The sequence below is a fragment of the Alkalibacterium sp. m-11 genome (genome assembly GCF_054658155.1).
The window spans coordinates 1-24,504 of sequence record NZ_BAAGIR010000024.1; the positions used below are offsets into that span (position 1 = coordinate 1).

The following is a 24,504-nucleotide window of genomic DNA, read 5'->3' on the forward strand; positions in this document are numbered from 1 at the left end:
CCGTTGCAAACAATACAACGGTAGCTAACTTAAGACGTTTAAATAATTTAAGCAGTGACGTGATCCGAATTGGTCAACGATTGGTTGTAGGTGGAGCACAGGCAACACCAACACCAACACCGACACCAGCGCCAGCACCGACACCTGTGTCAAACCAAAGAACACATACGGTTGTACGTGGGGACACCTTGTCGCATATTGCCGTTGCAAACAATACAACGGTAGCTAACTTAAGACGTTTAAATAATTTAAGCAGTGACGTGATCCGAATTGGTCAACGATTGGTTGTAGGTGGAGCACAGGCAACACCAACACCAACACCGACACCCGTGTCAAACCAAAGAACACATACGGTTGTACGTGGGGACACCTTGTCACATATTGCACGAGCAAACAATACAACGGTAGCGAACTTAAGACGTTTAAATAACTTAAGTAGTGACGTGATTCGAATTGGTCAACGATTGGTTGTGGGTGGAGCGCAGGCAACACCAACACCTGTGTCAAACCAAAGAACACATACGGTTGTACGTGGGGACACCCTGTCACACATTGCTCAACGGTATAACGTAACGGTTCGTCAATTGATGACGATCAATAATTTATCCAGCGATGTTATTTTTGTCAACCAGACATTACGTTTACCTTAAACGTTAGAGCACATCAAACACGCGTCGGTCTATTATTAGACTGGCGCGTGTTTTGTTTGTGGGCGGTAACCCTATTGAATAACCGGTTGGGGAAGCGTAATATAGTATACGAACTGTAAACAAAGGAGACGAGTTAAAGACTGGGCCAATAATGGGTGGCATCTTTTCTTATATAGCTTTCGCTGGAGGGCTCGACATTCAAAAAGTCATGGACAGCTATTCAACAAGTACCCGTTTCAATATAGGAGGCTATCGTGGGCGAGCGCTGGAAGAAGGAGACTATCTTAATTTTAAGCATACCGATATCAGCTTTAGACAGATTTCCGGACGAAATGTTTCCTCGTTTTCAGAAAGCCGTTCGTCCGGATCTGTCAATATACGTGTCATTCCTTCATCAGAGCAGCCTGCCCTGACAAATGTAATAAGAGATAGTTTTTATTCGCAAAAATATACCATTTCGTCCAAGTCGGATCGCATGGGTTACAGGCTGGAAGGCAAACGTATCGAAATGGATGATCAGATATCTGTAATTTCTGAGGGGACAGTCTGGGGAGATATTCAGGTTCCGCCGGATGGTCAGCCAATCATTCTCATGGCAGACCGCCAGACAACCGGAGGGTACCCGGTAATAGGCACAGTCTGCTCAGTAGACAGATCAAAATTGGTGCAATGTTCACCTGGAACAGAGATACAGTTCACTCAGATAAATGTAGAAGAAGCTCAGACTCTATTCAAAAAACAGAAGAACTGGTTTAAACAGCAGCAGGAGCGGCTGAATGACCTTGCTTTAAAAAGCAAACAATCAGGTGAAGTGTCAGGTGTTCTGGCAAGAAATAAAATCGACGATCTGATCAATATAATTAAAGACTCGTCGTTTACCCAATTCAGTTACTCAGACAAGCAAATTAAACTGGATATAGATCATCAGTCGGTCATGGTCCAGGAGAAAGAATCGACAAACCAGCCAGAGGACCAGTAGAGACATAAGGAGGAGAATGAGGCAATGAAGATAGTAGATTTAAACTGTGACTTAGGAGAGAGTTTCGGGGCATATACACTTGGACTCGACAAAGATATCCTGCCCTATATTTCTTCGGCCAATATTGCATGTGGCTTTCATGCTTCCGATCCGATGGTTATGGCCCAGACAGTCGAAGAAGCAGAGAAAAATAATGTCGCCATTGGGGCTCACCCAGGTTTTTACGATCTGATGGGTTTCGGACGACGCAAGATGTCGGTCTCTATGGATGAAGCCAGAAATTATATAAAGTACCAGATTGGTGCACTGTCGGCTTTCAGCAAAACGGGGAAACGGCATCATGTCAAACCTCATGGAGCCCTGTACAATATGGCCAGCACTGACTATAATCTGGCCAGAGCCATTTGTGAAGGCATCAGAGAAGTGGACGATGAGCTGATCCTTTACGGCCTGGCGAACAGTCAGCTGATTAGAGCTGCTCAAGATACAGGCCTGTCTTATGCTCAGGAAGTATTCGCCGACCGGAATTACAATAACGATGGAACTCTGGTTCACAGGCAGCATGAAGATGCCCTGATCACAGATGAAGATGTGGCTGTCGAACGCGTCGTTCAGATGGTCGAAGAAGGCAATGTGAAGTCAGTGACCGGTGAGTGGATCGATCTTCAGCCTGATACGATCTGTATGCACGGGGACAACCCGAAAGCTGTCCAGTTTGCGACAAGGATACATAAAGCGTTGACAGAAAAAAGGGTCACTATTGTACCAGTTACTGGCAGACATGGTTAAATAAATCAGACGTGTCTACTATCAACAAGGATAAATCAGTACAGCCCACTAGAGAAATAGCTCGGTGACTGATAGACTGGTCAGTAGATAAAGTATGACTTTCAATTTATTAGAAGCAGAAGGAGCATGGAGATGAAACCGACCGCATTAGTATTTTTTGATTTGGATGGGACATTATTGAATGAAGAATCTTTAGTTGATGAAGATGTGAAAGAAGCACTAGTCCAGCTGAAGGATAAGGGAGCTGTTCCGTTTATTGCTACTGGAAGAAGCCCGTTAGAAATACAGCATGTGCTGGAAGAAACAGTGATCGATTCGTTTATTACGTTAAATGGCCAGTACATTCAATATAAAGGAAAAGAAGTATTCAGGAACGTCATCCCGCAGTCACTGGTTGACGGGCTTAAGAAGATGACGAGTGAGAAGAACCTTCCGCTGTCCTTATACAGCTCTGACAAGATACGGGCCACACGCTATAGCGAGACGCTTAAACAGGCTTATAATTTTATTCATGAAGAGCCCCCTGCAATCGATGAAGCATTTGATGAAAAAGAAGAGATTCTGATGATGCTTGTTTTGAATGAAGACCAGTCGCTTGATCAGGAATTTATTGAAGGTTTTCCAGAGCTGTCATTTTACCGTAATACGCCTTTCAGCATGGACACTATTACCAAAGGACACAATAAAGCGAAAGGCATTGACGCGCTTCTGGAGTCCATCAATATGCATGATATTCCACTCTATGCCTTCGGAGACGGTGCAAATGATTTAGAGATGCTGAAACGCGCGGATTACAGTGTGGCCATGGCGAACGGTCTTGATGACGTAAAAGCCGTCGCTGACTATGTCACTTCTTCTAATAAAGATGGAGGCATCGTTGAAGGACTCAAGTTTTATAATTTGATTGACTGATCTGGTCAATTTAAAGGATATTAGAGTGTGTACGATATAAGACAAAAGGAGATTCACATGCAGTACAAAACACATTTAGCAGTGACTTACGCTGCTGTTCTACCCGCTCTGGTATCCACAGGCAACCTCACGATCGGAAATACGGTGGCTTTAGGCGTAGGGGCTTTATTACCTGACATCGACCACCCGAAGTCATTTATAGGAAATCGCACAGGCGGCATCAGTCACAGCATCGGAGCGGTCTTCGGTCATAGAGGACTGGCCCATTCAATCCTGGGAATAGTATTCTTTCAGTTGATTTCAAGGTGGGTGCTGAACTATTTGCAGCTGCCTCTAGAGTTTGCGGACTGGTTCATTGTCGGCTATATAGCACACTTAGTGGAAGATTCATTTTCTAAAACGGGTGTAGCTTGGTTTCAGCCCCTATATTCAAGACGTATTCAGTTCGGTTTCAAAAAGCTGTATTATTCTACTGGTAAATCCAGTGAATCTTTAATCTTAGGAGTGGCAATGGCTGCACTAATATATCAGGTAATGCAGATCGTAAAGTAATGGAGAACAAGTCGGAGCCTATTAAGATGTAGTTTATTAGGCGAGCAACTAATAAGAATCATCTTGGAACCAACTGGCGAGCAGAAAGTGTGTGCATCCAGAAATGTCTGATATAATGGAAAAAACACTAAGTCAAGAGCAAAAAAAAAGGCCTGAGAATCACTCCATTAGTGAATTCTCAGGCCTATTTATTTAGTCGTTTAAGTAATAATGGGGGTATCAAGGAAAGAACAGAGATTAGTATAGTCTATCAATTATCCCAATTACCCAATGCGTTTATTCAGGTTATTCAGTTCTTCTTCTATTCCATTTGGATAATGGCGATATAACTGAGCAAGCAGTTTAGGATCCGTGCTGGAGGATTTAAGGAGATGAACCACTTTCTTGATCAGCTGGTAGTGGTCACAGGTCTGTTTTTTAGCCCCTGATTCCTTATAAATAGCAAGATCATCAAGAATTTTATGAAAATCATTAACAAACTGCTTGAACTCAGGACCATTCCCAAGCAGGACAGATTTGACTTGCTGATTATTCTTGTGCAGGCTGATCGCATATTCTTCAGGAGTCATCCCTATAGAGTGTGCGTATTGTTCCAACTCATCGTATTCTGAACGTACACATTCTTTCATTCATCTCACCTCGACTCGCACTTGGCTGTATGTCCGACCTAGTCTGCGAGTTATTTTAATCTCTATATAGTTTATAACCTTTTTAACCAGGAGTAAACAAAAAGAGACGCTCTGTCACATAGTATTCTTTAATTGTTCAATCCTTTGTCACTTATTAAATGTAAGTACATGAGTAAGCAAATATACTTTCTTTATTCACCATATGAATACAACTGGTTATATGTCACATTTCAGACACATCATATATTGTAACCGCTTTTATCATCTTTTTCATGGGAAATAGCTTTTTGAAAGTAAATGGAGATTAAAATAAAATGATAATCTTTCTCATAAAACCGATTGACAAAGTCTTTTCCTATGTATACACTTTAAAAAAAGATAAGAAAAATGATAAATTTCTCATTTGTTCTCATCAAATTTTTTAGAGGAGTGATTTAGTCATGTCAATTGAATCACTGGAAGAAGCATTAAATCACTTGTTTCCAGAAACCGTTCAATGGCGGAGGCACCTTCACGAGAATCCGGAGCCTTCATTCGAGGAATGGAATACCAGGCAATTTATAGCTGACAAATTAAGAGAGTTCGGATATGAAGAAGTAGAAGAAAATGTAGGCGGAGGAGGCATCACTGCCTACCTGAGAGGGGCGAATTATGGCCCTGTTATCGCTTTTCGCGCTGATTTCGACGCGCTTCGCATTGAAGAAGAAACGGGTTTGAGTTTTGCTTCTAAAAACCCTGGTGTGATGCACGCCTGTGGTCATGATGGACACACGGCTACTTTACTTAGTGTAGCTAAAGTTCTTAAAGATCATGAGGATGAATTATCCGGATCGGTAAAATTCGTTTTCCAGCATGCAGAAGAAGTCCTTCCCGGTGGGGGTAAGGCAATGGTCGACGCGGGAGTGCTTGAAGATGTCGATGCTGTATATGGATTACATCTCAGATCGCCGCTTGAATACGGAACGGTTTCATACTGTGAAGGCTACGCTATGGCAGCACCTGATTTCTTCAGTATAGAGATTCAGGGAAAAGGTGGCCACGCAGCTCATCCAAGTTCGACAGTCGACGCAGTAGTCGTTGCTTCGTTTGTTGTTAATCAGCTGCAGACGATCATCAGTCGGAAAAAAGATCCCACGCAGTCAGGTGTGCTGACCTTCTCAACTTTTAAAGCAGGCGATGGGGCTAATAATGTCATTGCGGACAAGGCATCGCTTAAAGGAACCGTCAGAACATTTGATCCTGACTTGAGAAAATTGGTTGAAGAGAAAATTCAAACCATGACTGAAAGCATTTGTGAAGCTCATGGGGCCACATGCAAAGTAACTTATACAAAAGGGTACCCGGCACTGTTCAATCATATAGAAGAAACACAGCTGATCAGCACTTTATTTGAAGCCAATCGTAAAGACGTAAACGTTGAACCGATACCATTACGTATGGGCGGCGAAGATTTTGCCTATTTCCTTCAGGAGAAGCCGGGATCATTTTTCTTCGTTCATTCCGGAAACAAGGAAAAAGGCATCACGTATCCGCACCACCATCCAAAATTCGACTTTGATGAACGGGCTATGCTGACTGGAGCCAAATGCTTTATAGATATTGTAGGGCATTATCTGATGGACACTTCGGTCGTGTCATCCGATTCACACCACGCAGTAGGGGAATAAACAGAAAGAGGGATGTTTCATGAGTTTTGAACAATGGAAAGAGGAGCTGAAGGAGAATTACCTGGAAACAGTAGCATGGCGTAGACACCTGCATGCTCATCCGGAGCCTTCATTCGAAGAAGTTGAAACAGCTCGCTTCGTAAAAGAAAAACTTGAATCGTTCGGGATAGAAGACATCCGGACAGATGTCGGTAACGGATATGGAATCGTTGCAAAAATCAAGGGTCAGCATCCTGGACCGACGATCGCACTTCGAGCTGACTTTGATGCTCTTCAAGTGAAAGAGGAAGTGGAATCACCATTCAAATCCAAAAATGAAGGAATCATGCATGCCTGCGGTCATGATGGTCATACCGCTTCGTTACTCAGTGTGGCTAAAGTAATGGCTAAACATACTGATGAACTTCACGGTACACTTGTCCTGCTTCACCAGCACGCTGAAGAAGTCCTGCCTGGAGGAGCAAAATCAATGGTAGAAGATGGAGCACTTGAAGGGGTCGATTACGTTTTCGGCATTCATCTCGGTGCGACACAACCTTTAAATAAGGTCTTCTACAATGTAGCGTTCGGTTCAGCGAATTCCGATTCATTCAATATGAAAATTCAAGGGAAAGGTGGCCACGGTGCTGCCCCGCATGATACGCATGACGCCTTGACTGTCGGAGCTCAGATCGTAACGAATCTTCAGCAGATCGTCAGTCGGATGACTGATCCTGTCAAACCTGCTGTTCTGACATTTGCAGGTTTTCAGTCAGGAGGAGAAGCGTACAACATTATCGCGGATGCGACAGAAATAAAAGGAACCGTAAGGACTCTGCATCAAGATGTCCAGGAACTTGTGGAATCAAAACTGAAATCGATGAGTCAGAGCATTGCTGCAGCATATGATGCTACTGTGGAAATAGACTATACCAAAGGGTACCCAGCTATCGAAAATACACCTGAAGTCGTGGATGTAGTAAAAGCTTCTCTCCTTGAAGATTTTCCAGAAAATGAGGTAGCTGAAGTGAAGGAATCCATGGGAGGCGAAGACTTTGCCTACTTCCTGAAAGAAAAACCAGGTGCTTTCCTGAGAGTCGGGGCACAGCCGCCCGAAAAATCTGATGCTTATCCGCACCACCATCCTAAATTTGAAATCGACGAACGTGCTCTGCTGAGATCTGGAGAAGTTTTCCTTTCACTTATCAAAACGTATCTTCAAAGATAATCAGCTTAAAAGATGATAACGCCATCTAAAGAAAGAAGGGATGACTATGAAAAAATACATTATAAAACGACTACTAACAGCTATTCCAGTACTGTTGATGATCTCGGTAGGTGCCTTTATCATGATGAATCTGGCTCCAGGAAGTCCGACAGATCTATATGTCAGTCCGGATGCTACACCTGTTCAGATTGAAGCAACAAGGCGGGCACTGGGTCTGGATCAGCCTTACCATATCCAATATTTCAGGTGGCTGGGACGAGCGCTTCAAGGAGATCTGGGAATCAACTACTCGACGCGTTATCCGGTACTTCCGATTCTCATTTCACGTATCGGACCGACAATCACGCTTATGGGAACGACACTTGTCTTCTCATATCTAGTAGCGATCCCACTGGGTATAATCAGTGCCAGGAAAAACGGAACATGGATTGATAATTTATTGACTGGAGGATCATTTGTCGGGGTATCAATACCAAACTTCTTTCTGGGACTTGGACTCATCTATATTTTCTCCGTCCAGTTAGGATGGTTTCCAACCGGAGGGATGTCCGAGTTAGGGGGATCAGGAGGATTTTTCAGCGCCGTTCATCATCTTGTGTTGCCAGTTATTGTCCTGTCAGCATTTTATATTGCAAATATGACGCGTTACATGAGAGCAACTATGATTCAAGTATATGGCGAGAATTACATCAGAACTGCCACAGCCAAAGGTCTGGCATCTGAAGTGATTTTGACCAGACACGGAATAAGAAATGCTCTCATTCCTGTCATTACGATCATTGGAACTGATTTACCGAGACTGGTCGGCGGGGCCATCGTTACCGAGCAGATCTTCCAGTGGCCCGGCCTGGGACGGCTAACGATCATGGCCATTCAGCAACGGGAATACCCGATGCTTATGGCTATAACTGTTCTATCGGCGGTGGTTGTCCTGTTTGCTAACCTGTTGGTCGATATTATGTATGCAGTTGTAGATCCACGTATTAAATACAATTAGAAAGGAGGGAGACAAATGGCACAAAATGTCGGAAATAAAAATGCGGAAGCCATGTTTCATCTGGTTGATGCAGTGGAAAGAATTAATTTTCCAGGAAATGAAGCTGAACAGATCGCTACAGATGGTGACAGTTATATTAAAACAGTGGCGAAACGTTTCTTTAAGAACAAAGTAGCCGTCGTCAGTCTTGTGATTTTCATCATTCTTGTACTGACTGCAGTTTTCGCAAATCAGCTTGCACCACACCCACGAGATGCTTCAGTTGGGCGATTTCAGGCAGCGCCTTATGACAACTTTTATCTCGGAACAGATGATATTGGACGAGATGTTCTCTCCCGACTAATTCATGGTACGCAAGTATCGATGATCGTAGGTTTAGGTTCTGTACTGGTCTATGTCATTATCGGGACGACACTAGGTTTAGTCTCCGGGTACTTTGGAGGGATAGTAGACAGTATCATCATGAGGATTACTGAGGCTTTTATGTCCTTTCCGTTTTTCATGGTTATTCTAACCCTTGTTACATTATTAGGTTCAGGACTATGGGTTGTAACAGCAGTCCTTGGATTTTTGAGCTGGCCAACTTTATGCCGGCTGGTCAGAGGGCAAGTGATGACACTGAAAAAACAGGACTTTGTTCTGGCAGCTGTCGCTACAGGTTACTCAACTCCGGGTATTCTGTTCATTCATATTCTACCAAATGTCTTGTCACCCATTCTGGTTAATGCGACATTTGGGATTGCTACAGCGATTCTGACAGAAGCGTCTTTAAGTTTCCTTGGGGTCGGTGTACAGAGACCGCGTCCAAGCTGGGGAAATATTCTTTCAGAAGCCCAGTCTCTCAGGGTTCTGGCTTATGAACCATGGCGATGGGTACCTGCAGGTATTCTGGTCTTTGTTGCGGTACTGGCCATCAACTTTATAGGAGATGGACTGAGACAAGCAATCGAAGGAGAAAACAAAGCATAAGAGCTGATGGGGGTGCTCTTATGCCGATTAACAGCAAAGTAAACACTATAATAGGATCAAAGATTTACACATAAGTTCTATACAAGGGTCACCTTCGGGGGATTACTTAACAAAGGGGAGACTAATATGTCTAAAATGAAAAAAATGGTTAAATATGGAACAGTTATGTTTGCATCCTCTCTAGTACTGGCAGCCTGTGGAAATGGCGATGTGCCTGATCTTGAAGACGATGGGGCAACAGGTGGAGATGATACTGAAGAAGCAGTTGCTGAAGGTGACGTGCCTGAAGTTGATGAAGGAGATACCTCTACTTTAATGGTCGGACTGACAAACGCACCGGACAGCTTCAACCCATTTTACCGTCCTGGTATAGCAGGAACGTGGATTCAGCGCTTCTTCTATGACAGCCTGCTGACAATGCCGACTGCGGACAGTTTCGAACCTGCCTTAGGGTCCTTTGAAACAGAAGATAATCAGGTCTTTACAGTAACAATTGATGAAAATGCAAACTGGTCTGATGGGGAACCTGTTACTGCTAATGACGTGGCATTTACACTGAACACCATTGCGGATCCAGAGGTTGAAACGACACTAGGAACAAGCGTGGCAATGATTGAAGGGACTGATTCTTCAGGTGTCCGCCTGGAGGAACATGATGAACTGCCAGGTGTGGAAGTAGTCGACGAAAAGACACTGACCATTACAACTAAAAGTCCTGTCGATCTGGCTTATCTGTCAGAATTCCTTGGATTCAATGTCCTGGTCGCTCCGGAACACGTTTTTGGAGATATTGAAGTGGCTGATATTCCAAACTCAGAAGCGGCTACGATGCCTAGCGTCTTCAGTGGCGCTTATAAGTTCGTTGAATATGATACAGATAACTATGTTCACCTGGAAGCAAACCCTGATTATTACAGAGGTGCTCCTGAAATTGAAACAGTCTACGCTCGTATTATGAACGGAACAGCAATGATCACAGAATTCCAGGCAGGCAATCTGCATATGGCAGCCGGTGGAGGAATCGGTATGGTTCCAGTTCAGGATATTTCATTACTGGAAGATATTGATGGGCTGGTAGTAGATGAGTTCCCAAGTTTCAATGGGCAATACATGCTTATCAATAACGAACGCTTTGATAATCCTCAAGTTCGCCGAGCATTTGCACACGCACTTAATCGTCAGCTGACAGTAGATAATCTGCTGGAAGGACGTGGAGAAGTTCTGTCATCCACTTACTCCTCTGCAAGTCCATATAAAGATGAAGATCTAGAGCCGCTTGAGTATGATCCTGAACTGGCTAGAGAAATGCTGGAAGAAGCTGGCTTCGATTTCGACACACCGCTTGAATTCGTTGTACCAACAGGAAACGCGGTTCGCGAACAGAATGGTGATCTGATCGAACAGTGGCTGACTGAAATTGGTGTAGAGGTCAATCAGTCCAACTATGACTTCCCGACTTGGTTAGCTATGGCAAACGATCTGGATTATGACATCGGTCTGATGGGCTGGGGACACACAGCTGACCCTAACATTGCAAGCTATGTTCAAACTGGCGGCGCTTCAAATAACATGGGCGTTGAAGATCCAGTCATCGATGACCTGATCGAACAAGGAATGGCAGGAACAAACTTTGAAGAGAGATACCCAGTTTACGCTGAACTTCAGCAGCATCTTCAAGATGAAATGCCAATCGTACCGCTTTACTCTGAGTCCCAGTTCGGGGTTCGAGTAGACTACCTGAATGGCGGAATCAAAGAATTCTGGGCAGGTTCACTGCACGACCTGCACGAATGGACACTGGATCCTCAAGACTAATGTGCTGATCTGACAAACAAGTGGATAGAGACACTCATTAATCAGTTTTTGGTGTGTGTCTCTTCCCGTGTTTATATAGGACAACAGGAAAAAGAAAATGAGGTGAAAGAAATGGAAGATAAAACGATTTTGGAAGTTAAAGACTTGGCGATTTCTTTCCAGACATTTGAAGGAGTAGTTAAAGCTGTCAGAGGCGTTGACTTCACCTTGAAAAAAGGTGAAACACTGGCCATCGTAGGTGAGTCAGGTAGTGGAAAGTCAGTTTCCACAAAAGCGATCAATCGCCTGCTGCCTAAAAAAAATACTATGATTGAAAGTGGAGAAATACTATTTGAAGGAACGGACTTGCTGAAACTGTCAGAGAAAGAGATGCAGAAAGTACGTGGAAATGATATTGCGATGATTTTCCAGGATCCGATGACGTCTTTAAATCCGACTATGCAAGTTGGGAAACAAATTGCTGAACCCATTGTCACGCACAAAGGCGTCAGTAAGGAAGAAGCGAAAAAACAGGCGCTTGATCTGATGGATCTTGTAGGGATAAAAAATCCTACTGAAAATTACAAAAGCTATCCCCATCAGTTTTCAGGTGGGATGAGACAGCGTGTCATGATTGCAATTGCACTGGCGTGTGAGCCTAAGGTTCTGATAGCAGATGAACCGACTACTGCCCTTGATGTAACCATTCAGGCACAGATTCTCGGCTTGATGAACAAATTGAAAAAAGAACTGGATACCTCAATTATTTTCATCACACATGATTTAGGTGTGGTTGCCCAAATGGCAGATCGTGTAGCAGTTATGTACGCAGGTCAGATCGTCGAACATGGAACAGCAGATGAAATATTCTACAATCCAATGCACCCTTATACTTGGGGGCTGCTGGCTTCGATGCCGACATTGGATGTCGGGCAGACGGACTTGTACACGATTCCTGGTTCGCCTCCGAATCTGCTTCATCCGCCAGTAGGAGATGCGTTTGCTCCTAGAAATGAGTTTGCGCTGGAAATCGATTTCCATGAAGAACCTGACATGTTTAAAGTGTCAGATACGCACTATGCTAAAACCTGGCTGCTTCATCCAAGTGCACCAGCGGTTGAGCCGCCGGAAGAAGTCAGAAGACGCAAAGCAAAATTTGAGTCCCTATACATGGGAAAGGAAGAAATCAATGAGATGGGAGGGGAAGCCCTTGGTAGCAGAAGCTGAAAAGAAAGCTATTGTAGAAATTTCTGAATTGAAGCAGTACTTTAATGCTGGAAAGAAGAATGAAGTGCGTGCTGTTAAAGATGTCAGCTTCTCCATCTATGAAGGTGAAACGTTCGGTTTAGTTGGAGAATCTGGAAGTGGAAAATCAACGACCGGAAGAGCATTGATTAAACTGGGTGATATCACTGGAGGCCAAATCTCCTATAAAGGACAGGACATTAATGACATCAAGCGCCGTAAGGATCTGCTTTCCTTCCGTAAATCCATGCAGATGATTTTTCAGGATCCTTATGCGTCCCTTAACCCGAGGCTGACTGTCAAGGAAATCATCGGAGGGGCACTTAAAGTTCATGGCATGACCCAGAACAGCAAAGAAAGAACAAAACGCGTCTATGAACTGCTTGAATCGGTAGGGCTGAATCGTCAGTTTGCCAACCGTTATCCTAGTGAGTTTTCAGGTGGGCAGTGCCAGCGTGTAGGCATTGCTAGAGCCTTGGCTGTTGAACCAGACTTTATTATCTGTGATGAGGCAATTTCTGCTCTGGATGTTTCGATCCAGGCTCAGGTTGTTAATTTGCTTAAAGAATTGAAAGACAAGAACAACCTGACTTACTTGTTTATTGCTCATGATTTGTCGATGGTTAAATATATCAGTGACAGGATCGGGGTCATGAATAGTGGACGGGTTCTTGAAGTATGTGAGGCAGATGAATTGTATATTGCTCCGCTCCATCCTTATACGGAGTCACTGCTTTCTGCCATCCCGACACCGGATCCTGAGGCGGAGCGTAGACGTGTCAGGACTGAATACGATCCGAAGTACCATCATTATGATGACCACAGTAATGTCGGGTTGCATGAGATTGCACCGGAGCACTTTATTTACTGTCACAAAGATGAAATTGCACTCTACAAGAAAAAACGGGAAAAACTGCTGAGACAAGCGAAACAACAATATGCCTGAGGTAAGAAGACACTGGTAAGCAGTTTGTAAGGAACTGGATTACCTGTGTCTTTTTCTTTAGATGGAGGACTGAAAATGCAGGAGAGTTTGGAAAGTGTCACAGAGATTATCAAAGCTCATCAGGATGAGTTCTATGATTATTTGAGGCTGGATTCGGTCTCTACTCAAAATCGATCGATTTTACCCACTGTAGCTTATGTTAAAGACATGATCGAAAGAATAGGGGGAGAAACACAAATACTGGATGATCTGGGAGGAAATCCGGTTGTTTACGCTTACTTCCAGGCTGGACCAGAAGGCAACGCTGATAAAACGGTTCTTTTTTACAATCACTATGATGTTCAACCTGAGGACCCAGTAGATGAGTGGGAAACACCGCCATTTGAACCAACTGTGGTCGACGGGAAACTTTATTGTAGAGGGGTAACCGACAATAAAGCAAACCTCGTCATCCGACTCTATGCCATCGAACATTTACTTACCAGTGAAGAAGGCCTGCCTTGTAACGTGAAATTCCTGATTGAAGGAGAAGAAGAAAACGGAAGTCCCAATTTGAATGCTTACATTGAGAAGTATGCAGACCTGTTTAAAAGCGATGGCTGTATCTGGGAGTTCGGTGGGAAGAACGAAAATGAACAGTTCGTCATTGAAACAGGCGTCAAAGGAATGGCATACTTCGATCTTTTTGTTGAAAGTGCCGATGTCGATATCCACTCATCTCTTGGAGCAGTGGTTGATAATGCTGCATGGCGACTGACGCATGCTCTGGCTTCATTGAGAGACAAGGATAATAATGTACTGGTTGACGGCTTCTATGATGATATAAAGCCTCCTTCTTCATTTGCATTGAAAGCAGTTCATGAGCGTACAGTCAGTCAGGAAAAAATCTCAGGCATTTATGGGCTCAAACATCCATTCATTACCGACAAGCTCGACTGGACAGCAGAAGAAGCTCTGGCATTCTATCCGACGATGACGATTTGCGGTTTCTTATCTGGCTATACTGAAGAAGGGACAAAGACAGTCCTTCCTCGAAAAGCTTCAGCTAAACTGGACTGCCGACTAGTTCCTGGACAGGATCCTCAAAAAATCGAACAGCTGATCAGACAGCATCTCGACAGGAATGGGTTTTCTGATGTCGAACTTGTGCTTTTAAAAGGACAGAAAGCGTTCCGTTCAGATATAGATGATCCGTTCGTCCAGACAGTAAGAAAATCTGCAGAAGAGATTTATGGTGGACCGGACAACGTTGTCCTGTCTCCAACAAATGCAGGAACAGGACCGATGTACAGTTTCGGGCAGCATTTAGGTATCCCTGTAGCAAGCAGCGGATGCGGGCATGCAGAAGGTAAGGCCCATGCACCTAATGAGTCCGTCAGGTTGAAAGACTTTGAAGAAGGAACACATCATATGGTTCAGTTTCTTAAACAGTTTAAAGATGCTTAAAACAGAGACGTTCTCTGTTTTTTTGCGTGCTCTTAAAAAATGAGCCGCTCATAATTTGTTACGAAAGTGTGAACATCGTGTAAATTGGGTGTAAAGACATATAATGATGGATTATATCAATATTATCTGTGGTAGCGTTCTATTTCAATAGTAAATTATTTAAATACGAATGATTAGCTGTTTTGACGTTTATTAAATTCGTGAATAAAGAAAGTTAGCTTAACGGTCATATGTAAGCGTTATATTAGTGGTTGGATAACAGGAGTAATTCGTTCTGTAAACGATTAAAATTTTCTCATTTGAAATATTGTGGTTCATTTTAACGGCAATTAGATTTAAGATAATAACTATACTACTCGGAGCGGCATTATGATGATCGGCCTTTTACAGGCAGCCACTCTGGTATTTATTTTTGTTCTAAATATTAAGATGGAGGGTTATGAGTGGACATACAGCAGTTACTATTCACCTTTTTTGGTGGACTGGGTATTTTCCTGTTCGGTTTAAAATTTATGGGAGACGGCCTGCAGAAATCAGCAGGTGACAGCTTACGAGAGATTTTAAACAGATTTACGGCAACACCTTTTCGGGCAATTCTTGCGGGGATTGCTGTTACAGTAGCGATTCAAAGTTCATCCGGGACGACGGTTCTGGCAGTTGGACTGGTCAGCGCAGGCTTTATGAAACTGAGGCAGGCGATTGGGGTCATTATGGGAGCCAATATCGGTACAACGATTACGGCATTCGTTATCGGTCTGGATATAGGAGCCTATGCCTTGCCTATACTGGCAGTCGGATCGTTTATGATTTTCTTCTCCAAGAAGCCGATCATGGCCTCACTTGGTCAGACTATATTCGGTTTCGGGGCGTTATTTCTGGGACTCGAGCTCATGGGGGACGCCATGTATCCGCTGAGAGACCTGCAAGTCTTTCGGGACCTGATGATCAGTCTTTCTGAAAACCTGCCACTAGGTGTAGGAATAGGAACACTGTTCACTTTCCTTGTACAAAGCTCCAGTGCCAGTATCGGAATACTGCAGGAACTTTATTCTCAAGGACAGATTGCTCTTGAAGGCGCACTGCCGATTCTTTTCGGAAGCAATATCGGTACCACGATCACAGCAGTACTGGCCAGCATCGGATCAAGTGTTGCTGCTAAGCGTACAGCAGCTTCTCATGTTATCTTTAACTTAGTGGGTACCGTAGTTATTCTGATGATTATTGGACCGTTCACTCAGTTAATTTATGCGATTATACCTGTTTTCAACCTGAATCCGGCAATGATAATTGCATTCTCTCATGGACTGTTTAACATTATCAACGTCCTTATTCAGATGTGGTTTATTGACCATCTCGCTAGACTAGTCACTAAAATCGTCCCAGGTGATGATTCAATCATCGACTACGACTCTACGCTGGATCATTCAATTATCAATACTGTTCCATCAGTAGCTTTAAACCAAGCTAAGCTGGAGCTGGGTCAAATGGGAGATTTTGTTGTTAAGGAATACAAGGAAATGTTCAAGTATTATCAGAGACAGCAGGATGAAGATCTGGCCAATACTCTTCATTTAGAAGAAATTGTCAATAAGATCGATATGAACCTGACAGAATATTTAATGAAAATTTCAGTGGAGGATCTGCCGGTTAAAAGTGCCGTGGAACACTCTCAGATGATGGACATCACCAAGTATCTGGAACGTATCGGAGACCATTCGGAAAATATTATCAGCAATGTCAACGAAGCCGTCAAAGCAAGCAAGAAAGCAGCTAAATCTAAAGGATTGAAAGAACCGGAAAAAATCTTTCATGATGAGGATCTGATTGCGCTGTTCCATCTGGTACAGCAGAATATCGAAGAAGCCATCAGTTCCTTCATAGAGGACAGCTATTCCTTAGCCGGAAAAGTGCTTCAGCGTGAAAAAGAAGTCAACCGCCTGGAAGAAGACATACGCCGTAAATATATTCAGCGCCTGAACAGCGGTGAAGGCCGTCCTTCAGACGGAATTCTGTTTGTAGATATCGTATCAAACTTGGAGAGAATGTCTGACCACTCGGTTAAGATTGCTAAACACGCAATTGGACTAAGATTCCCGTTCCAGCCAGGGGACAGAAAAACTGTATCAAAACATACACGTGCATTTGAAGGAAAAGACATTTAATTAGATTATAAAAAAGGAGTGTGCGGAAAAAGTCCGCACACTCCTTTTCTGATAGGTGGATTTAAAGAATTATACTATAGACAATACTGAAAGAGAGCTGATTGTATAGGGTAGCTCTCTTTCAGTTCGGTGCGTACATGTCTATTACAAGACACTTTAAATCATCTGGTTACAAAGAGTCCCAATCTGGTCGATCGTGACCTCAAGCAAGTCTTTTGATTTCAGCCAGTCCGGGTCTTTTTGTTCGACGATGACCCCACTTGGAGTTCCTGTAAAAATCAGGTCCCCTGGTTTGAGAGTCATGTACTGACTGGCCTCACTCACAATTCGTTCAACAGAAAAAATCATTTTGGATGTTGAACTGTTCTGCACCAGTTCATTATTGCGCTTAGTGTGGATCGATAAATTATTGACATCTTCAATTTCGTCTTTAGTGACTAAGACAGGACCAACTGGACCAAAAAAATCAAAAGTTTTTCCGATCATCCATTGGGAAGACTGGAACTGATAGTTTCTTTCGCTGATGTCGTTACCAACGGTGTAACCTAAAATAGCTTTTTTAGCTTCTGCTTCACTTACGCTGTTAGCATACTCTCCAATCATAATGACCAGTTCCGCCTCATAATCGACTTTCTGAGAAATAACAGGGAGCGGGATAACTTGTTTATGCGCTGCCAATGCATTTGGAAATTTGTTGAAAAATACGGGATTCACAGGAACGTCTGCACCGGTGGCTTTGACGTGATCGACATAGTTCAATCCGACACAGAGAATTTTTTCGGGATCGCCTATGACAGGAAGGTAGCGGAAGCCTGATTCAGACAATAGATATTGACTCATGTCAAAATGAAGCTCTTTCGCGCGATCAAGTACAGCCATCAACTGCTCAATACCTTTGTCGTGATCCTTTAGCAATTTTCTCATCGTCAGCGGAATGGGGCAGTTTAAATGATCAGCTAACCTGTCCATTTCCAGTATACCGTCTTCTAACTGGATACCTAAACGCTCTGTTGAACTTTTCGATAGATTGTAGCGTACAAGTCTCATTATACTATCCCCTTCTTAGTAACTAAGTGAATTATAGTCGAAATAAAAGGATATGACAAAAATAACGTTTGTGATAACTGAGCAAGGCCGGATAAGTAAACCTTGCTCTTGGATCCTGTTTTTAGTACACTTATGAGACGGATGTCAGTGAAGATAGTGGAGGAATGTACGATGGCAAAGCGCAATAAACAAATAGAAGTTGAAATCAATGAGACAGCTAAAAATACTAAAGAGTATACAGAACTGGAACTGGTCGTCAGAAAAAAAGTAATTGGGAAGATCATGCAGAAGAATGACGGACCTGTTACTGTCGAATTTAAGTCCGGAAAAAAACGTACGGCCCGGTCAGTAGACGAAGGTATCCAGCTGATTATTGAAGAATACAACCTGCACGACGAATAATATAATTAAGAAGCAAAGCAGCCGATCCTGCTTTGCTTTTTTCAATCTAAGAGAATGCAGTTCAGCCCTGAGAGTGTCAGCGAACTTCATTCTGTACACTCAATAATGAAGTTCGCGACCTGATTCGTCAAGCGAACTAAATCAGTAAGATGATGGGTGTAGTTCACACATCAAAAATAATAGTGAACTACATTCTAGTCTAGTCAAAATGCATTTCAGATCTTATTTCTCTGATGAACTAAACTAAGTTTTGGTTAAAGGAATACGAAACGAAACTCGAGAGGTAATGTAAACGGTCCATCTATCTCTTCTATACATGTCGAGGCAAGGATTCTGCTCTAAAGCTTATGAATAGGGATTTCGTTCTATCCTATGGTATGATGATAAAAAGAATCTTTATAGTAAGGATGTGAGCCTGTGCAGAAAATAGAGACACTGGAAGATAAGATTCCGCACAAAGACAAGCTGCTTCGTCTAATCAAAATCTTACAGTCAAACTGGGAAAGAGCTAAAGTCAATCAGAGTGGAGCAGAAATGGCCTACTTTATTCTTCTTTCTCTGTTCCCGCTTTTACTGGTCATTGCAAATATTATCCCGCTGTTGCCACTGGACACGAATGAGATGTTGGCTCTAGTAGCTGATTTTATTCCACAAGATATCTTTAATATCATCGAGCCGATACTTGAAGGCTATCTAGAAAGTGCGAGTGGCGGATTCATTTCATTTGGACTTCTGACCTCAATATGGTCGGCAAGTAAAGTGATCACGATACTGAGACGGGTGTTGGATGATGTATATGGATCAGTACAGCAGAAAAATTTCATTGTCGGGAGAATCCTCTCACTCTCTGTCATGATCGGTATACTACTAATCGTTGGACTGGCATTATTTATCTTCGTTTTCGGTGAACGGATTCTTGAATTCGTTCAGAATGTTATCGGCTTCGATATTCCATTTATTCAGGAATTCCTGATTTTAAGATGGGGGGTCCTTTTGGTTATCCTCTTTACCGTACTGCTGGTCGTTTACCGGTTTGTACCGAACCATCACTTGTCATTCAAGTATTCGTATCAGGGAGCTGTATTTGCGACAATCGGATGGATGCTTCTGACTCAAGGTTTTTCTATTTACTTGAATGTTGCCAGTGATGATGCCCTGACAAATGCCCTGACAAATGCGACATTCGGTGGTTTTCTGGCTTTGATGCTGTTCCTGTATTTCACGAGTATAGTGATTCTTCTCGGTGCCTTACTAAATGCCATTATATTCGAATGGAAGAATCATATGTCTGTACCTGAATATGAAGCAAAAAAACGGTACGAGAAACAGCTGAAATCTTCCAACTATTCTGGTTACCCAAGTGAAGCAGAAACGGTCATCATGAAACGTCAGCTGTTCAAAGTTAATAAACTTAAAGAAGAAGAATTAAAAGAAAGAGAAGAACAGGGTAAGGATCTGGACACTTAAATAATTCTGGACTGCTCGATGGGGGGAGGATCTTATAATGATCCTTCCTTTTTTTGCGGAGAATACGAGCTGGAACATGCAGTTTGTGTGGATGTAGTGTTATTGATAGTTACTTTTGATAGTGAAGAAACATAAGCACAGTCATTCACCACTGGAATCCTCTCATTTATTTTTTGACTCAAGTGGTCTATAATTGAAAAAGATAACTAGGAGGGACGTTATGAAATTTTATTGTCACCCACGTTGTTCAACGTGCAGAAAAGCGAAAAACTGGCTGGAAGAGCAGTCAGTACCTTACCAGGAAATTAGTCTGCTGGAGGAGACCCCGTCAAAAGAAAGCTGGGTAAGGATCCTGTCAGACACTGATCGCTCGATCAAATCTTTTTTTAATACGAGCGGAAATGTTTACAGAGAACAGAACCTTAAAGAAAAACTTCCGGAAATGTCTGTAGAAGAAGCAGCGGAGTGGCTGTCCTCAAACGGGATGGTAGTCAAAAGACCGTTTGCCATTGAAGGAGACACATATACATCAGGCTTTAAAATCGATGAGTACGAACGTGTCTGGAGTAAAGGAGAGCAGAAAGATGTCAATTAAATATCACGCTAATGGATTGTGGATCGAGAAATTATCGCCATCAGATTATCGCATCGGTCTATCCGAAAAGGGCCAGGACGATTTAGGAGAAGTCATGTTCGTGGAAATCAGTACAGAACCTGGGAATCTGAAAGCAGGAGAGGCCATTATCAATGCTGAAGGGGCTAAAGCAGTGACTGAGCTGACAATACCTTTTGACGTGACAGTTAAGGAAGTCCACGTTGAAGTTGAAGATGAGCCTGACTTACTGAACTCATCTGACAAAGAGGATAACTGGCTGCTTCTGGTAACAGACATTGATGATTCAGTGTTCAATTCGCTTAATACAGATCCTTTTGCTGAATAAGCTGAAATCTTGCTGGATCGTGATGCGCATTAAACAAGCGAAAGGAGGCAGATGAGATGCCGATCGTACATGTAGAAATGATTGAAGGCCGTTCTAAAGAACAGAAAGAAGGGCTGATCAGAGACGTTGTAAAAGCAGTTGAGACCCATACGGGTGCACCTAAAGAAGCAGTGACTGTGATCATCAACGAAATAAATAAGGAAAACATTGCTACTAAAGGCGAATACCACGGATAATAAGTTAGAGGGCGCAGACAGGATCTGTGCTCTCTTTTCTATAAGTGTATTTTAAAATTCAGAAGCTAGCTTAGATAGGGTTTCCTAGTCTGTTTACCGAAACTATGATAAACTGGTAGTAATGAAGTCTGATATCATCAGGGGAGCTTAAAGGCTGAGAAAGGTAAGACCTGACCCATGACCTGATCTAGGTAATGCTAGCGAAGGGAGATGTATGTTTCAAGCAGGAGACAGACGAATGCTTGACTATACTAAAATCTTCCACGTGCCTGGTGGAAGATTTTTTGTCTACATAACACAAACAGGGGGGTCAAGATGAATTCTGACCATGCTATTTTACACATTAAAGACCAGAATCCGCTGGTACACACGATCACTAATCAGGTTGTCGCTAATGATGTTGCCAATGTGCTGCTGGCCATTGGTGCGTCACCCATTATGGCAATTGCAAAAGAAGAGGTCGAAGAAGTAACGGGTATGGCCGAGGCCCTCGTCATTAATATGGGTACACTGACTTCTGATTCACTGGAAAGCATGATTCTGGCCGGACGACAGGCAAACGCTCAAGGCAAACCGGTCATTCTGGATCCTGTTGGTGTCGGAGCAACGACTTTTAGAAAACAATCAGCTCAAAAACTTTTTGAAAATGTTGACATGACGGTGATTCGAGGCAATGCATCAGAAATTGCGTCTCTAGTCGGTGTCAGCTGGCAGTCAAAAGGAGTGGATTCCAAAGATGAAGCCACCTCGCCAGTGGATGTTGCAGTCAGCTTGGCTAAGAAAAGACACTGTATTGTAGCTGTATCCGGAAAGACGGATATTGTCACAGATGGCACAAGAGTATTTGCTGTTTCGAATGGCGATCAGCTGATGGCAAAGATCACTGGAAGTGGCTGTATGATGAGCGGAATCATCGGAGCTTTCCTTGGAGTAGTAGATGAATCTGACATGCTCAGTCGAGTTGTACTTGCTCATGCCGCTTTCGGGATAGCTGGAGAGAGGGCGGCGGACTCGAACATAAATCGGCCGGGAAGTTTCAGGGCGGCACTGATCGATGTGCTCCATAGTCTAACAGATGACGACCTGACTAAACACACACGAATAGAAAGGATAATCCAATGAGTAAAAGTAAAATACCACAAGTGCTGACTATTGCAGGAAGTGACAGTGGCGGAGGCGCAGGCATACAAGCGGACTTGAAAACTTTTCAGGAACGTGACGTTTTTGGCATGTCAGTGATAACGGCTATAACAGCTCAAAATACGACTGGGGTACAGGGCGTTCACCCTGTACCGATCGAAATGGTCAAGCAGCAGTGGACGTCGGTCCTGTCTGATTTTAATGTCGCTGCAATCAAGACAGGAATGCTGGTCAATGGGGAGTATATGAAAGCAGTAGCTGAAGTACACAAAGAAGTGGCGTCTATTCCTCTAGTTATTGATCCTGTGATGATTGCTAAAGGCGGGCATCCATTAATGGAAAAGAGTGCTATCTCTGTCATGCGGGAAATCCTGGCTCCTCTCGCTATGGTGATCACACCTAATATTCCTGAAGCAGAAGCACTGGCTGACATGTCCATTTCTTCAAAAGAAGATATGGTCAAGGCAGCCGAACGATTGCAGGAAAAAGGGTGTAGAAATATTGTCATAAAAGGAGGACATGCAGTGGACGAGTCCCATGCAGATGATCTGCTGATGCTTGAAAACGGTGAACAGATATGGCTGCGTTCAGAACGTATCGATACGAAAGAAACCCACGGAACTGGCTGTACCTTTGCTGCCTGCATTGCTGCAGAGTTAGGAAAAGGGCATTCAGTGGAAGAGTCCGTACGAACAGCTAAGAAATTTATCCAGGCTGCAATCAGGAGTCACTTGGGTATCGGACATGGACATGGACCGACGAATCACTGGGCATACAGAAAGGAACACGAATGACACGAGATATTAAAGCTATGCTGGAAATTTACTTTATTGCCGGCACGCAGGACTGCAAAGAAAAGTCGCTCATCCATACCCTTGAGGAAGCTCTTCAGGCAGGTATAACTTGTTTTCAGTTCAGAGAAAAAGGAAAAGACAGCCTGGAAACTGCCCCTGCTGCTCGGGTGAAAATGGCACAGGTCTGTCAGCTTCTGTGTAGACAGTATAATGTACCATTCATAGTTAATGATGATGTCGACCTTGCCCTCAAGCTGGAGGCTGACGGGATCCATGTCGGTCAGGGGGATTATCCGATTCAAGATCTGATTTCAAAATGGGGAGACCGATTTATCATAGGCTTGTCTACCAATAATGTCTCACAATTCAAAGAAGCAGAGACAATCAGTGGACTGGATTACGCAGGGATCGGTCCGGCTTTCACGCCATTATCCAAGCAGGACCATGAAGACGTAATCGGTCTGAAAGGTATCAAGGACGCGATGACTGGACGAGATCACCTTCCTGCTGTGGCAATTGGCGGCATCAACCCTTCAAATGTTAGAGACGTCTGGGCAACAGGAGTCGATGGGGTAGCGGTCGTGTCGTCTATCACACGAGCCGTTTCAGTAATAGATGCAGTGCAGCGATTAAAAAAATAAGTGATTAAATAAAAAAAGAATTGTGAATCTGTAGTGAAATATTGAACAGATTCTACAATTCTTTTTGTGTATCCTGCATAATGAAAGCGAATACAATAATGAGGAGGGTACTTATGAAGGTAAACGGAAAAACAATCGTCGTGACAGGCGGAGGGGCCGGGATGGGCAGGGAACTTGTGCTTGAGCTTGCCAAGCGAGGAGCAAGAGTAGCAGCGGTCGATATCAACAAGGAAGCAGTACAGGAGACGGCCAGACTGGCTCCGGAATCAAAGGAAAAGATCTCAACGCATGTCGTGAATATAACGGAAAGAGAAGCCATTGAAAAACTGGTGGATGAGGTAAAAGAATTTCATGGGACGGTCGACGGCATTATAAACAATGCAGGAATCATCCAGCCCTTTATTGACGTCAACGATTTAGGTTACGATAAAATCGAGCAGGTCATGAATGTCAACTTCTACGGAACATTATACATGGTGAAAAGTTTTCTTCCGGAGCTGCTTAAGCGACCGGAAGCACATATACTGAATGTAGCAAGTATGGGCGGCTTTCTGCCGGTACCCGGACAGTCGATTAACGGTGCATCAAAAGCAGCCGTCAAGCTGATGACTGAAGGGCTGCGTTCAGAACGTTATTTGATTCAAAGGACTGTACTGGGTATTGGCCCGTATACAGTTCTTTTCTTTATAGCAATCGTTTAACGTTATTCCGAAAGAAGTCTCCCACTTCTAAACGTATGGGTACGAAGCACCAGTGAAAGTGGGGGATGAATGTCGGTCAAGCGATAGCTTGAAGTTATTTCTCAAGACCTTTTCTTATTAGTTCAAGGATAGCTGCCGTTCTTGTAGGCAGTCCATTTTCTTTTTGGTATGCGTCTACTTTTTCTAGAATA

At 43.4% G+C, this 24,504-nt stretch carries 25 protein-coding genes and 1 riboswitch; of the genes, 23 read left to right on the forward strand and 2 right to left on the reverse strand.

The window, feature by feature from the left end; genetic code table 11:
- The 5 genes from ACYQ2O_RS04295 to ACYQ2O_RS04315 form a co-directional block, all read left to right on the forward strand.
- The coding region (locus ACYQ2O_RS04295) for a LysM peptidoglycan-binding domain-containing protein (RefSeq protein WP_459796067.1) at positions 1–650 on the forward strand (650 nt) is incomplete at its 5' end.
- A 106-nt stretch (positions 651–756) separates the two neighbouring features.
- Positions 757–1,629 carry a 5-oxoprolinase subunit C family protein gene (locus tag ACYQ2O_RS04300; protein ID WP_459796087.1) on the forward strand — a complete coding sequence of 291 codons (873 nt, stop codon included), beginning with the start codon at positions 757–759 and terminating at the stop codon, positions 1,627–1,629.
- A gap of 24 nt (positions 1,630–1,653) precedes the next feature.
- Positions 1,654–2,418, forward strand: coding sequence for a LamB/YcsF family protein (locus ACYQ2O_RS04305; protein WP_459796069.1), 765 nt, complete (start codon positions 1,654–1,656; stop codon positions 2,416–2,418).
- A 132-nt stretch (positions 2,419–2,550) separates the two neighbouring features.
- Complete coding sequence (locus tag ACYQ2O_RS04310; RefSeq protein ID WP_346023606.1) at positions 2,551–3,330, forward strand: Cof-type HAD-IIB family hydrolase; 780 nt, start codon at positions 2,551–2,553, stop codon at positions 3,328–3,330.
- A 57-nt stretch (positions 3,331–3,387) separates the two neighbouring features.
- On the forward strand, positions 3,388–3,882 hold the full coding sequence (locus ACYQ2O_RS04315; protein WP_459796071.1) for a metal-dependent hydrolase: 495 nt from the start codon (positions 3,388–3,390) through the stop codon (positions 3,880–3,882).
- Between the two features lie 263 nt (positions 3,883–4,145).
- Here ACYQ2O_RS04315 and ACYQ2O_RS04320 read toward each other — a convergent pair whose 3' ends face one another.
- Positions 4,146–4,511 carry a hypothetical protein gene (locus ACYQ2O_RS04320; protein WP_459796073.1) on the reverse strand — a complete coding sequence of 122 codons (366 nt, stop codon included), beginning with the start codon at positions 4,509–4,511 and terminating at the stop codon, positions 4,146–4,148.
- A gap of 440 nt (positions 4,512–4,951) precedes the next feature.
- Between ACYQ2O_RS04320 and ACYQ2O_RS04325 the strand changes: the two genes are divergently transcribed.
- The 9 genes from ACYQ2O_RS04325 to ACYQ2O_RS04365 all read left to right on the forward strand — a co-directional run bounded on the left by ACYQ2O_RS04325 (position 4,952) and on the right by ACYQ2O_RS04365 (position 16,944).
- A complete protein-coding gene (locus ACYQ2O_RS04325) occupies positions 4,952–6,178 on the forward strand; it encodes an amidohydrolase (RefSeq protein ID WP_346023603.1) in 1,227 nt (408 codons plus the stop codon).
- Between the two features lie 19 nt (positions 6,179–6,197).
- The gene (locus ACYQ2O_RS04330; protein ID WP_346023602.1) at positions 6,198–7,385 is read left to right on the forward strand and encodes a M20 metallopeptidase family protein; all 1,188 of its coding nucleotides are present in this window, start codon (positions 6,198–6,200) and stop codon (positions 7,383–7,385) included.
- A gap of 46 nt (positions 7,386–7,431) precedes the next feature.
- Positions 7,432–8,382, forward strand: coding sequence for an ABC transporter permease (locus ACYQ2O_RS04335; protein WP_459796074.1), 951 nt, complete (start codon positions 7,432–7,434; stop codon positions 8,380–8,382).
- A 15-nt stretch (positions 8,383–8,397) separates the two neighbouring features.
- Positions 8,398–9,351: an ABC transporter permease gene (locus ACYQ2O_RS04340; RefSeq protein ID WP_459796076.1), complete on the forward strand. Its 954-nt coding sequence runs from the start codon at positions 8,398–8,400 to the stop codon at positions 9,349–9,351.
- A gap of 126 nt (positions 9,352–9,477) precedes the next feature.
- Positions 9,478–11,166, forward strand: a complete 1,689-nt coding sequence (locus ACYQ2O_RS04345) for an ABC transporter substrate-binding protein (RefSeq protein ID WP_459796077.1) — start codon at positions 9,478–9,480, stop codon at positions 11,164–11,166.
- A gap of 111 nt (positions 11,167–11,277) precedes the next feature.
- A complete protein-coding gene (locus ACYQ2O_RS04350) occupies positions 11,278–12,372 on the forward strand; it encodes an ABC transporter ATP-binding protein (RefSeq protein ID WP_091267121.1) in 1,095 nt (364 codons plus the stop codon).
- Complete coding sequence (locus ACYQ2O_RS04355; RefSeq protein ID WP_346023597.1) at positions 12,356–13,336, forward strand: ABC transporter ATP-binding protein; 981 nt, start codon at positions 12,356–12,358, stop codon at positions 13,334–13,336. The genes ACYQ2O_RS04350 and ACYQ2O_RS04355 overlap by 17 nt, the downstream gene beginning before the upstream one ends.
- Positions 13,337–13,411: 75 nt before the next feature.
- Positions 13,412–14,782, forward strand: coding sequence for a M20/M25/M40 family metallo-hydrolase (locus ACYQ2O_RS04360; protein ID WP_459796079.1), 1,371 nt, complete (start codon positions 13,412–13,414; stop codon positions 14,780–14,782).
- Positions 14,783–15,225: 443 nt separating this feature from the next.
- Positions 15,226–16,944, forward strand: coding sequence for a Na/Pi cotransporter family protein (locus ACYQ2O_RS04365; RefSeq protein ID WP_459796080.1), 1,719 nt, complete (start codon positions 15,226–15,228; stop codon positions 16,942–16,944).
- 156 nt (positions 16,945–17,100) lie between these two features.
- On the opposite strand, the gene ACYQ2O_RS04370 is transcribed toward ACYQ2O_RS04365, so the two are convergent.
- Complete coding sequence (locus ACYQ2O_RS04370; protein ID WP_459796082.1) at positions 17,101–17,991, reverse strand: fumarylacetoacetate hydrolase family protein; 891 nt, start codon at positions 17,989–17,991, stop codon at positions 17,101–17,103.
- A gap of 171 nt (positions 17,992–18,162) precedes the next feature.
- On the opposite strand from ACYQ2O_RS04370, the gene ACYQ2O_RS04375 reads away from it, so the two are divergent.
- From ACYQ2O_RS04375 to ACYQ2O_RS04415, 9 genes are all read left to right on the forward strand, one after another.
- Positions 18,163–18,393 (forward strand): DUF2969 family protein, encoded by a 231-nt coding sequence (locus tag ACYQ2O_RS04375; protein ID WP_459770256.1) that lies wholly within the window; start codon positions 18,163–18,165, stop codon positions 18,391–18,393.
- A gap of 417 nt (positions 18,394–18,810) precedes the next feature.
- Entirely contained in the window at positions 18,811–19,860 is a 1,050-nt protein-coding gene (locus ACYQ2O_RS04380) for a YihY/virulence factor BrkB family protein (protein WP_459796083.1), read from the forward strand.
- Between the two features lie 220 nt (positions 19,861–20,080).
- Complete coding sequence (locus ACYQ2O_RS04385; protein ID WP_346023591.1) at positions 20,081–20,455, forward strand: arsenate reductase family protein; 375 nt, start codon at positions 20,081–20,083, stop codon at positions 20,453–20,455.
- Positions 20,445–20,801 carry a glycine cleavage system H family protein gene (locus ACYQ2O_RS04390; RefSeq protein WP_346023590.1) on the forward strand — a complete coding sequence of 119 codons (357 nt, stop codon included), beginning with the start codon at positions 20,445–20,447 and terminating at the stop codon, positions 20,799–20,801. The genes ACYQ2O_RS04385 and ACYQ2O_RS04390 overlap by 11 nt, the downstream gene beginning before the upstream one ends.
- A gap of 56 nt (positions 20,802–20,857) precedes the next feature.
- The gene (locus ACYQ2O_RS04395) at positions 20,858–21,037 is read left to right on the forward strand and encodes a 2-hydroxymuconate tautomerase (RefSeq protein ID WP_091267914.1); all 180 of its coding nucleotides are present in this window, start codon (positions 20,858–20,860) and stop codon (positions 21,035–21,037) included.
- A 129-nt stretch (positions 21,038–21,166) separates the two neighbouring features.
- Positions 21,167–21,263: riboswitch (TPP riboswitch) on the forward strand.
- An 89-nt stretch (positions 21,264–21,352) separates the two neighbouring features.
- Complete coding sequence (gene thiM, locus ACYQ2O_RS04400; RefSeq protein ID WP_346023589.1) at positions 21,353–22,159, forward strand: hydroxyethylthiazole kinase; 807 nt, start codon at positions 21,353–21,355, stop codon at positions 22,157–22,159.
- Positions 22,156–22,971 (forward strand): bifunctional hydroxymethylpyrimidine kinase/phosphomethylpyrimidine kinase, encoded by an 816-nt coding sequence (gene thiD / locus ACYQ2O_RS04405; protein ID WP_346023588.1) that lies wholly within the window; start codon positions 22,156–22,158, stop codon positions 22,969–22,971. The genes thiM and thiD overlap by 4 nt, the downstream gene beginning before the upstream one ends.
- Positions 22,968–23,612: a thiamine phosphate synthase gene (gene thiE / locus ACYQ2O_RS04410; protein WP_346023587.1), complete on the forward strand. Its 645-nt coding sequence runs from the start codon at positions 22,968–22,970 to the stop codon at positions 23,610–23,612. The genes thiD and thiE overlap by 4 nt, the downstream gene beginning before the upstream one ends.
- Before the next feature lie 113 nt (positions 23,613–23,725).
- Entirely contained in the window at positions 23,726–24,313 is a 588-nt protein-coding gene (locus tag ACYQ2O_RS04415) for an SDR family NAD(P)-dependent oxidoreductase (protein ID WP_346023586.1), read from the forward strand.
- Positions 24,314–24,504: the final 191 nt, after the last annotated feature.

Bases quoted from the DNA above. Each gene is read 5' to 3' on its own strand.
- ACYQ2O_RS04305 (WP_459796069.1), top strand. From the start codon at position 1,654: ATGAAGATAGTAGATTTAAACTGTGACTTAGGAGAGAGTTTCGGGGCA.
- ACYQ2O_RS04310 (WP_346023606.1), top strand. From the start codon at position 2,551: ATGAAACCGACCGCATTAGTATTTTTTGATTTGGATGGGACATTATTG.
- ACYQ2O_RS04315 (WP_459796071.1), top strand. From the start codon at position 3,388: ATGCAGTACAAAACACATTTAGCAGTGACTTACGCTGCTGTTCTACCC.
- ACYQ2O_RS04320 (WP_459796073.1), bottom strand. From the start codon at position 4,511: ATGAAAGAATGTGTACGTTCAGAATACGATGAGTTGGAACAATACGCA.
- ACYQ2O_RS04325 (WP_346023603.1), top strand. From the start codon at position 4,952: ATGTCAATTGAATCACTGGAAGAAGCATTAAATCACTTGTTTCCAGAA.
- ACYQ2O_RS04330 (WP_346023602.1), top strand. From the start codon at position 6,198: ATGAGTTTTGAACAATGGAAAGAGGAGCTGAAGGAGAATTACCTGGAA.
- ACYQ2O_RS04335 (WP_459796074.1), top strand. From the start codon at position 7,432: ATGAAAAAATACATTATAAAACGACTACTAACAGCTATTCCAGTACTG.
- ACYQ2O_RS04340 (WP_459796076.1), top strand. From the start codon at position 8,398: ATGGCACAAAATGTCGGAAATAAAAATGCGGAAGCCATGTTTCATCTG.
- ACYQ2O_RS04345 (WP_459796077.1), top strand. From the start codon at position 9,478: ATGTCTAAAATGAAAAAAATGGTTAAATATGGAACAGTTATGTTTGCA.
- ACYQ2O_RS04350 (WP_091267121.1), top strand. From the start codon at position 11,278: ATGGAAGATAAAACGATTTTGGAAGTTAAAGACTTGGCGATTTCTTTC.
- ACYQ2O_RS04360 (WP_459796079.1), top strand. From the start codon at position 13,412: ATGCAGGAGAGTTTGGAAAGTGTCACAGAGATTATCAAAGCTCATCAG.
- ACYQ2O_RS04370 (WP_459796082.1), bottom strand. From the start codon at position 17,991: ATGAGACTTGTACGCTACAATCTATCGAAAAGTTCAACAGAGCGTTTA.
- ACYQ2O_RS04375 (WP_459770256.1), top strand. From the start codon at position 18,163: ATGGCAAAGCGCAATAAACAAATAGAAGTTGAAATCAATGAGACAGCT.
- ACYQ2O_RS04385 (WP_346023591.1), top strand. From the start codon at position 20,081: ATGAAATTTTATTGTCACCCACGTTGTTCAACGTGCAGAAAAGCGAAA.
- ACYQ2O_RS04390 (WP_346023590.1), top strand. From the start codon at position 20,445: ATGTCAATTAAATATCACGCTAATGGATTGTGGATCGAGAAATTATCG.
- ACYQ2O_RS04395 (WP_091267914.1), top strand. From the start codon at position 20,858: ATGCCGATCGTACATGTAGAAATGATTGAAGGCCGTTCTAAAGAACAG.
- thiM (WP_346023589.1), top strand. From the start codon at position 21,353: ATGAATTCTGACCATGCTATTTTACACATTAAAGACCAGAATCCGCTG.
- thiD (WP_346023588.1), top strand. From the start codon at position 22,156: ATGAGTAAAAGTAAAATACCACAAGTGCTGACTATTGCAGGAAGTGAC.
- thiE (WP_346023587.1), top strand. From the start codon at position 22,968: ATGACACGAGATATTAAAGCTATGCTGGAAATTTACTTTATTGCCGGC.
- ACYQ2O_RS04415 (WP_346023586.1), top strand. From the start codon at position 23,726: ATGAAGGTAAACGGAAAAACAATCGTCGTGACAGGCGGAGGGGCCGGG.